Source organism: Actinoplanes sp. NPDC048967 (assembly GCF_040649415.1).
Classification (GTDB): domain Bacteria; phylum Actinomycetota; class Actinomycetes; order Mycobacteriales; family Micromonosporaceae; genus Actinoplanes.
Genome location: NZ_JBEZFL010000004.1, coordinates 255,640 through 263,568, shown reverse-complemented (window position 1 = coordinate 263,568; position 7,929 = coordinate 255,640). Strand labels below are relative to the sequence as shown.

The 7,929-nt window shown below is 73.3% G+C and carries 8 protein-coding genes; 5 read left to right on the top strand and 3 right to left on the bottom strand.

What is annotated here, in order from left to right; all coding sequences use genetic code 11:
* Positions 1 to 755: 755 nt before the first annotated feature.
* On the bottom strand, positions 756 to 2,096 hold the full coding sequence (locus AB0C12_RS18945; RefSeq protein ID WP_360549572.1) for a ribonuclease D: 1,341 nt from the start codon (positions 2,094 to 2,096) through the stop codon (positions 756 to 758).
* Between the two features lie 168 nt (positions 2,097 to 2,264).
* Here AB0C12_RS18945 and AB0C12_RS18940 point away from each other — a divergent pair, with 168 nt between their 5' ends.
* Positions 2,265 to 3,263, top strand: coding sequence for a S1C family serine protease (locus AB0C12_RS18940; RefSeq protein ID WP_360549570.1), 999 nt, complete (start codon positions 2,265 to 2,267; stop codon positions 3,261 to 3,263).
* Here AB0C12_RS18940 and AB0C12_RS18935 read toward each other — a convergent pair.
* Positions 3,260 to 3,832 (bottom strand): DUF3000 domain-containing protein, encoded by a 573-nt coding sequence (locus AB0C12_RS18935; RefSeq protein WP_360549568.1) that lies wholly within the window; start codon positions 3,830 to 3,832, stop codon positions 3,260 to 3,262. The two genes, AB0C12_RS18940 and AB0C12_RS18935, sit on opposite strands and share 4 nt — an antisense overlap.
* Before the next feature lie 86 nt (positions 3,833 to 3,918).
* On the opposite strand from AB0C12_RS18935, the gene hemE reads away from it, so the two are divergent.
* From hemE to hemQ, 3 genes are all read left to right on the top strand, one after another.
* Positions 3,919 to 4,947, top strand: coding sequence for a uroporphyrinogen decarboxylase (gene hemE, locus AB0C12_RS18930; RefSeq protein WP_360549566.1), 1,029 nt, complete (start codon positions 3,919 to 3,921; stop codon positions 4,945 to 4,947).
* Between the two features lie 83 nt (positions 4,948 to 5,030).
* Positions 5,031 to 6,428, top strand: coding sequence for a protoporphyrinogen oxidase (gene hemG / locus AB0C12_RS18925; RefSeq protein ID WP_360549564.1), 1,398 nt, complete (start codon positions 5,031 to 5,033; stop codon positions 6,426 to 6,428).
* A complete protein-coding gene (hemQ, locus tag AB0C12_RS18920) occupies positions 6,425 to 7,129 on the top strand; it encodes a hydrogen peroxide-dependent heme synthase (protein WP_360549562.1) in 705 nt (234 codons plus the stop codon). The genes hemG and hemQ overlap by 4 nt, the downstream gene beginning before the upstream one ends.
* Here hemQ and AB0C12_RS18915 read toward each other — a convergent pair.
* Positions 7,126 to 7,569, bottom strand: coding sequence for a GNAT family N-acetyltransferase (locus AB0C12_RS18915; RefSeq protein ID WP_360549560.1), 444 nt, complete (start codon positions 7,567 to 7,569; stop codon positions 7,126 to 7,128). The genes hemQ and AB0C12_RS18915 overlap by 4 nt on opposite strands.
* A gap of 76 nt (positions 7,570 to 7,645) precedes the next feature.
* Here AB0C12_RS18915 and AB0C12_RS18910 point away from each other — a divergent pair, with 76 nt between their 5' ends.
* On the top strand, positions 7,646 to 7,921 hold the full coding sequence (locus tag AB0C12_RS18910; protein WP_360549558.1) for an isoamylase early set domain-containing protein: 276 nt from the start codon (positions 7,646 to 7,648) through the stop codon (positions 7,919 to 7,921).
* The last annotated feature ends 8 nt before the right edge of the window (positions 7,922 to 7,929 follow it).

Below are 7,929 nucleotides of genomic sequence, written 5' to 3'. Positions count from 1 at the left end.
CCGGCGGGGACCTCCCGGCTTCGCCTCCGCCTTGCCCGCCCGGCGGGGACCTCCCGGCTTCGCCTCCGCCTTGCCCGCCCGGCGGGGACCTCCCGGCTTCGCCTCCGCCTTGCCCGCCCGGCGGGGACCTCCCGGCTACGCCTACACCTTGCCCGCCCGGCGGGGACCTCCCGGCTTCGCCTCCATCTCGCCCGCTTGGGCGGGTACCCCTTGGCTTCGCCTATACCTCGCCTGCTTGGCGGGTACCGCTCGGCTTCGCCTCTACCTCGCCCGCCCGGCGGGTACCCCCAGCTACGCCTCTATCTCCCGCGCTCGCGCGATGCGTCGCCTTCTGAATCGCCTCTCGGCCCGCCTGCCTGCTCGCCTCCTGGCCTGCCGACCTGCCTGCCGGCTCGCCTGCCGGCCTCCCTCTCGGCTCGCCTGCCGGCCTCCCTCTCGGCTCGCCTGCCGGCCTCCCTCTCGGCTCGCCTGCCGGCCTCCCTCTCGGCTCGCCTGCCGGCCCGCCTCTCGGCTCGTCCCGGCGGGAAGATCTTGGTAGAAAATGGCCGCTATGGGGGCCGATTTTTACCAAGATCTGCTGTTGATTCCCCTTGCCGAAGATCTAGCGGGGTGGGGCGTGCCGGGGAGTGTCGGGGTCGCCGCGGCACGTGAGCAGGCTGCAGGTGGCGTAGGGCAGTTCTGGCGAATGCCGGGTGGGTGCATGGCGAAAAGCGCCTGCCGCGACCGGCGAGCGGTCGCGGCAGGCGCGGTGTCGATCAGTTGGCCGGCGGCGGTGGGGCGACCGGGGGCGGTTCCGGGAGGACCTTGGCGATGCCGTCGGCGATCAGGCCCACCTGCCAGTTCCGGGCGCCGAAGCCCCGCAGAGTGTCCGCCACCGTCTGCGGTGTCACGTCCTCCGGGGGTGACCATGCCAGCCGGCGGATGAAGTCCGGGCTGATCAGGTTCTCCGGGGGCAGGGTGTGTGCTTCGGCCGTACCGATCACGACCTGTCGGCAGCGCTGCAACCGGGCCGCCGCGACCGGGTCCCGCTCGGCCCAGCGGTGCGGCGGGGGCGGGCCGTCGACCGGCACGTTCACCGGCAGTTCGTCGTCGGGGAGTGCGCGGGCCGCGTCCAGGGCGTCCAGCCAGACCCGGGCCAGCCGGCGCACCGACCGGCCGCCGAAGCCCGGCAGGGCCAGCAGCGCGCGTTCGTCCTTCGGGTCCAGCTCGGCCGCGGCGATGATCGCCGAGTCCGGCAGGACCCGGCCCGGAGCTGAGTCGCGGCGGGCCGCCACGCCGTCGCGGGCGTACCAGAGGGCGCGGACCCGGGACTGGGCGCGGGCGCCGCGGACCCGGTGGATGCCGGAGGTACGCCGCCACGGGTCCGGCCGGCTGCGTGGCGGCCGGTCGGCGCTGGCCACCAGGGCCGCGAACTCCTCGGCGGCCCACGCCGACTTGCCCTGCCGCTCCAGCTCGGCGGCCAGCAGATCGCGCAGGTCGGTGAGCAGCTCGACGTCCAGGGCGGCGTACGTCAGCCAGGACTCCGGCAGCGGCCGGGTCGACCAGTCCGCCGCCGAATGGTGCTTCTCCAGCGAATAGCCCAGCAGCTGCTCGGTGAGCGCGGCCAGCCCGACCCGCTCGAAACCGGCCAGCCGGGCGGCCAGCTCGGTGTCGAACAGCCGGCGCGGCTTCATCCCGACCTCGGCCAGGCAGGCCAGATCCTGGCTCGCCGCGTGCAGCACCCACTCGGTCTCGGCCAGGGCCTCGTCCAGGGTGCGCAGGTCGTCCAGCGGCATCGGATCGATCAGCACCGTGCCGGCCCCGGCCCGGCGCAACTGCACCAGGTAGGCCTTCTGGGTGTAGCGGTAGCCGGACGCGCGCTCGGCGTCGACCGCCACCGGGCCGGAGCCCGCGGTCATCCGCGCGACCACTTCGGCCAGCTCATCGGCGGTCTCGACCGGCCGGGGCGTGCCGTCGCGGGGTGCGGTGAGGGGAACGGAGGTGCGGGCAGGTTCGCTCTCGGGACCGCCAGACATCGGGTCGGGCGGCACGGCGTGCGGTCCGTCCCCTGCTTGGTCCGGCGCGTCCCGACGGCGCAGGGGTGCTTCGTCGGTCACTCCGTAACCGTACGGGGGTACCGCCCCCGGTGTGCGCAGCCGGGTCCCGGCGCGTCGGGCCTCGATCCACTCGGGCCTGTTTCAAGAAAGCCCGCACACGCCCGTCCGCGGACCCCTTCCCGTCCGTACTAGACACCGGAGCGTCTATCCCCGGGAGGCCCGCGCCGCATGACGACCGCCTACGACCCCTTCGGGGTGCCGGGCCCGCGCCGGCCACCGCAGGACCCGCTGCTCAGTCTGCCCGACCACCCCTCGGGCGAATGGGCCACCGCGCACCGGCCCGAGCCCCGGTTCGGTCATCCGCGCCCGGCGAGCCGGTTCGGTGCGCCGTACCTGCCGTCGCCCGAGGGCGCGGCCACGTACCCCGTGGTGGCTGATCCGGCGACCGAGCCGGCCGTGCTCAACGGCCGTGGCCGCAGCCGGCTGATGACGATGCTCCTGGTCCTGGTGCTGCTCCTGGTGGCGGGCTGGCAGGCCTGGCGGCTCGACCGGGTGGACAGCCGGCTCGGCGCCAGCGCGGACCAGCTGGCCGGCGCGCTGCAACGCCAGGACCAGCTGACCGAGCGGGCGGACAAGCTCGAGCAGAAGCTCGCCGCGGTCTTCGACCCCGAGGCGATCTCGTCGTCGGTGCTGCCGAGCGTCTTCCGGGTCCGGGCCGGCAACTTCACCGGTACGGCGTTCTCGGTCGGCGACAAAGCCGCGGAAGGCCAGGCCAACCTGCTGACGAACTTCCACGTGGTCGAATCGGTCTGGAACTCCGGCGCCCGCAAGGTCTTCCTGGAACGCGGCAAGGACGAGGTGACCGCGACCATCGTCAAGGTCAGCAAGGGCAACGACCTGGCCCTGCTGCGCGCCAACCGCAAGATCGCCGGCCTGGACACCGCGCCGGCCACGGTCAAGCCGGGTCAGCAGGTGGTGGTGGTCGGCGCACCGCTGGGCCTGGAGGACACGGTGACGACCGGGGTGGTGAGCGCGTACCGGCCGGACGACTCGGAAGGCCCGACGATCCAGTTCGACGCCCCGATCAACCCGGGCAACTCCGGCGGACCGGTGGTGAACAGCGCCGACGAGGTGATCGGGCTGGCCACGGCCAAGGCCCGGGACGCGGAAGGCATCGGCCTGGCCGTCCCGATCAAGACAGCCTGCGACACCTTCAAAATTTGTTAGTTGGCGCCCGCTCGTTGGCGGTTGCCGAGGGCGGTTACGCCGGGTGGGGGCAGTCCGGCGGTCGAGGCGAGCATGGTGCACCAGCCCTGCAGGTGGGCGCCCAGGTCTTCCGAGGTCGGGGTCCACGAGGCGCGGATCTCCAGGTCGGCCGTCGGGGCCGGGCCGGCCAGCTCGCCGAAGCGGGTCGACGTCGTCTGGGTGATCGTGCCGCCGATCGCCGTGTACGCCGCCGCGTGCTGCTCCAGGCCGTCGGTGAGCCAGGTCCAGGCCACGGCCGGCAGCAGCGGGTCGCCGGCCATGTCCGACTCCAGCTCCGCCGTGATCAGCGTGACCAGCCGTAGGTTGCCCTGCCAGGCGTCGTGACCGGCCGGGTCGTGCAGCAGGATCAGCCGGCCGCTGGCCACCTCGTCACCGTCGCGCAGGACGGTGGCGCTCAGCGCGAAGCCGTACGGGGCCAGCCGCTGCGGCGCCGCGATCTCCTCGAGCAGGATCTCCTCGCGGGGCGCGGCAGCCCGCAGCCCGGTGACGGCGCGGGTGAACGCCTCGGGTACGGCGGACGTGGGACCCATGCCTCGAAGCCTATGCCGATCACCGCGGTACCGGCTCGCGCGGCGCGCCGCACGACGCCGTTCACTCACGTGGCACGATGTCGCGGGTGACCACGATCCTCGAAGATTCGGCGTTCGTCCGGGCCTGCCGCGGCCTGCCGGTTCCGCACACGCCCGTCTGGTTCATGCGCCAAGCGGGCCGCTCGCTGCCCGAATACCGCAAGATCCGCGCGGGGGTCGGGATGTTGGAATCCTGCCGCCGGCCGGACCTGGTCACCGAGATCACCCTGCAACCGGTACGCCGGCACGGCGTCGACGCCGCGATCCTGTTCAGCGACATCGTGGTGCCGCTGGCCGCGGCCGGCGTCGACCTGGACATCGTGGCCGGGACCGGCCCGGTGGTGGCCGAGCCGATCCGTACGGCCGCGGACGTGGCCCGGCTGCGCCCGCTGGAGCCGGGTGATGTCGGTTACGTCGACGAAGCCGTGCGGCTGCTGGTGCCCGAGCTCGGCCCGATCCCGCTGATCGGGTTCGCCGGGGCGCCGTTCACCCTGGCCAGCTACCTGATCGAGGGCGGACCGTCCCGGACCTACCTGAAGACCAAGGCGATGATGTACGGCGAGCCGGACCTCTGGCACGCCCTGCTGGGGAAGCTGGCCGACATCACGCTGGCGTTCCTGCGGGTCCAGGCCGGGGCCGGGGTGAGCGCGGTCCAGCTCTTCGACTCGTGGGCGGGCGCGCTGTCCGAGGCCGACTACCGCCGGTACGTGTTGCCGCATTCGGCGAAGGTGCTGGGCGGACTGGCCGATGCCGGGATGCCGCGGATCCACTTCGGGGTGGGCACGGCGGTGCTGCTGCGCGCGATGGGGGAGGCCGGTGCGGACGTGGTCGGGGTGGACTGGCGGACCCCGCTGGACGAGGCCACGACGCTGATCGGGGCGGACAAGGCGGTCCAGGGCAACCTGGACCCGGCGATCCTGTTCGCGCCGTGGGAGGTCGTGGAGCGCGAGGCCCGGCGGGTGCTGGCCGAGGGCAAGGCGGCCCCGGGCCACATCTTCAACCTGGGCCACGGTGTGATGCCGGAAACCGACCCCGACGTCCTCACCCGCCTGGTGGAGCTCATCCACCGGGGCTGAGCATCGGCGAAGGTGCGTGCTGTGCCTGTCACATTGATGGACCCGGGTGGCCGGGCGAGTGCGGGGCCTGAGACTGTTGTTTCGTGCGGAAGCGGGTTGCGGTCGTGGGCGGCGGGATCGCCGGGCTGGCTGCTGCCGTGCGGATCCGGGACCGGGCGCCCGCCGACACCGAGATCATCGTTTACGAGCAGTCGGGGCGGCTCGGTGGCAAGTTGCGCACCGGGGAGCTGGCCGGCAGCACCGTCGAGCGGGGGGCCGAGTCCTTCCTGATGGGCGGGCCGGACGGTGGCGAGTCCGCGGCCGTGCGGTTCGTGCGGCGGCTCGGGCTGGGTGACCGCATCGTGCATCCGTCCGCCGTTCCGGCCGCGCTGGCGATCGGTGGTGTGTTGCAGCCGGTGCCCAAGGGGACGCTGGTCGGCGTACCCGGGGATCTGAGCCTGCTCGGCGCGGTCGCGCGGCCGGCCGCCGGCCTGGACCGCGACGAGGGCCGTCCGTTGCTTGATCCCGGTGCCGATGTCGCCGTGGGTGCGCTGGTCCGGGCCCGGTTCGGTGACGAGGTCGCCGACCGGCTGGTCGACCCGATGCTGGGCGGCGTGTACGCCGGCCGCGCCGACCGCCTCTCCCTGGCCACCACCATGCCCGCCCTGGCCCGCACCGCCCGCAGCGAGCACACGCTGACCGCCGCCGTGCGCGCCGCGCAGGCCGCTGCCGCCCGCGTGCCCGGCCGCCCGGTCTTCGGCGCGGTCGACGGCGGCATGACCCAGCTGGTCGCCGCCGCGGCGGCCGCCACCGGCGCGCGGATCAGCCTCGGTCTGCCGGTCCGCGAGATCGCCCGCACCCCGCACGGCTGGCGGCTGCTGCTGGGTCCGGTCCCGGCGCCGCAGACCGACGATGTCGACGCCGTCGTGCTCGCGGTCCCGGCCCGGCCCGCCGCCCGCATGCTCGCCGGGGTGGACCTGTCCGCCGCCGCCGAGATCGAGGCGCTCGACTACGCCAGCGTCGCGCTGATCGCCATCGCGCTGCCGCCCGGCACACCGCTGCCCGACCTGTCCGGTTTCCTGGTCCCGCCGACCGAGGGCACCCTGGTCAAGGCGGCCACGTTCTTCACCCACAAGTGGGCCCACCTGCACCGCGAGGGCGGTCCGGTGATCATCCGGGCCTCGCTGGGCCGGGCCGGCGAGGAGCAGCGGCTGCAGCCGCCCGATCCCGTGCTGGCCACGACCGCCCACGCCGAACTGGGCCGGCTGCTCGGCGGCGAGCTGCCGCCGCCGGTGGAGACCTGGGTGCAACGCTGGGGTGGCGGCCTGCCGCAGTACGCCCCGGGGCACCTCGACCGTGTGGCCCTGGCCCGGGCGGCGCTCAGCGACCGGCCCGGCCTGGTGCTGGCCGGCGCCGCGTACGACGGGGTGGGCATTCCGGCCTGTGTGGCCAGCGGCGAGAGCGCCGCCGACGACGTCCTGAAACACCTGGAGGAGCGATGACCGATCAGCAGACGAATGCCGCGCGGGTCAAGGAGCTGAACGCGACGATCCGTTACACCATGTGGTCGGTCTTCAAGGTCGCGTCGCCGCTGCCGGCCCTGCGCGAGGACCTGGCCGGCGAGGTCGACGCGCTGTTCGAGCAGCTGCTCGGCAAGGACGTGGTGGTGCGCGGCACGTACGACGTGGCCGGCCTGCGCGCCGACGCCGACATCATGGTGTGGTGGCACTCGGAGTCGCCGGACGCGCTGCAGGAGGCGTACGGGCTCTTCCGCCGGACGGCGCTGGGTCGCCACCTGGCCCCGGTCTGGTCCCAGATGGCGCTGCACCGCCCGGCCGAGTTCAACAAGAGCCACCTGCCGGCGTTCCTGGCCGGCGAGGAGGCCCGCCCGTACATCTGCGTGTACCCGTTCGTCCGGTCCTACGAGTGGTACCTGCTACCCGACGAGGAGCGGCGTTTCATGCTGGCCGAGCACGGCAAGATGGCCCGCGGCTACCCGGACGTGCGGGCCAACACGGTCGCCTCGTTCGCCCTCGGTGACTACGAGTGGATGCTGGCGTTCGAGGCCGACGAGCTGTACCGCATCGTCGACCTGATGCGTGACCTGCGCGCGTCGACCGCCCGCCGGCACGTCCGCGAGGAGGTGCCGTTCTACACCGGTCGCCGCCGTTCGGTCACCGAGCTCGTCGCCGCCCTGCCCTAGGACCTCTTCATGGGTACGTGCGGGATGCCGTCCTCCAGATACTCGGGTCCGGTCGCCACGAAGCCGAAGCGGCCGTAGAAGCCGGTGAGGTACGCCTGCGCCTCCAGCCTGCTCGGCCGGCTGCCGATCACCTCGAGCGCGTGGGTCATCAGCCTGCTCGCGTAGCCGCCCTGGCGCGCGTTCACGGCGGTCACCACGCGGCCGATCCGCTCGGTGCCGCCGTCGTCGAGGATCCGCAGGTAGGCCAGGATCTCGTCGCCCCGGGCCAGCCACACGTGGCGGGTGCCGGGCTCGTCGTCCCGCCCGTCCAGCTCCGGGTACGGGCATTTCTGCTCCACGACGAACACGTCGACACGCAGCTTCAGGATCGCGTACAGGGTGGTGGCGTCGAGGTCGCGGAACGACGCCACCCGGATCTCGTCTCGGGGCTCCGGATGCATGAGTCGGATTTTAGGCGTCACCGAAACGCACCCTCGCCCGTTGGTGCAGGAGGAGCCGCGCACTCTGGAGGCGAGAATGATCAAGCGAAGCAAGCTCTTCGGCGACAAGACCCGGGTGACGTTCTGCCTGCCCAAGGACGCCCCGGCCGGGCCGGTGAGCGTGGTCGGCACGTTCAACGGCTGGGAACCGGGGCTGCATGAGCTCAAGGACCGGCGGGACGGCACCCGGACGGTCACCGTGCGGCTGGAGCCGGGTCACTACCGCTTCCGGTATCTCGCCAGCGACGGCGTGTGGCTGGACGACGAGCACGCCGACGCGGTCGGCCCGCACGGCAGTGAACTCGTGCTGTGACGTTTCGT

Bases quoted from the DNA above. Each gene is read 5' to 3' on its own strand.
- hemQ (WP_360549562.1), top strand. From the start codon at position 6,425: ATGACCGATCAGCAGACGAATGCCGCGCGGGTCAAGGAGCTGAACGCG.
- AB0C12_RS18915 (WP_360549560.1), bottom strand. From the start codon at position 7,569: ATGCATCCGGAGCCCCGAGACGAGATCCGGGTGGCGTCGTTCCGCGAC.
- AB0C12_RS18935 (WP_360549568.1), bottom strand. From the start codon at position 3,832: ATGGGTCCCACGTCCGCCGTACCCGAGGCGTTCACCCGCGCCGTCACC.
- AB0C12_RS18940 (WP_360549570.1), top strand. From the start codon at position 2,265: ATGACGACCGCCTACGACCCCTTCGGGGTGCCGGGCCCGCGCCGGCCA.
- AB0C12_RS18910 (WP_360549558.1), top strand. From the start codon at position 7,646: ATGATCAAGCGAAGCAAGCTCTTCGGCGACAAGACCCGGGTGACGTTC.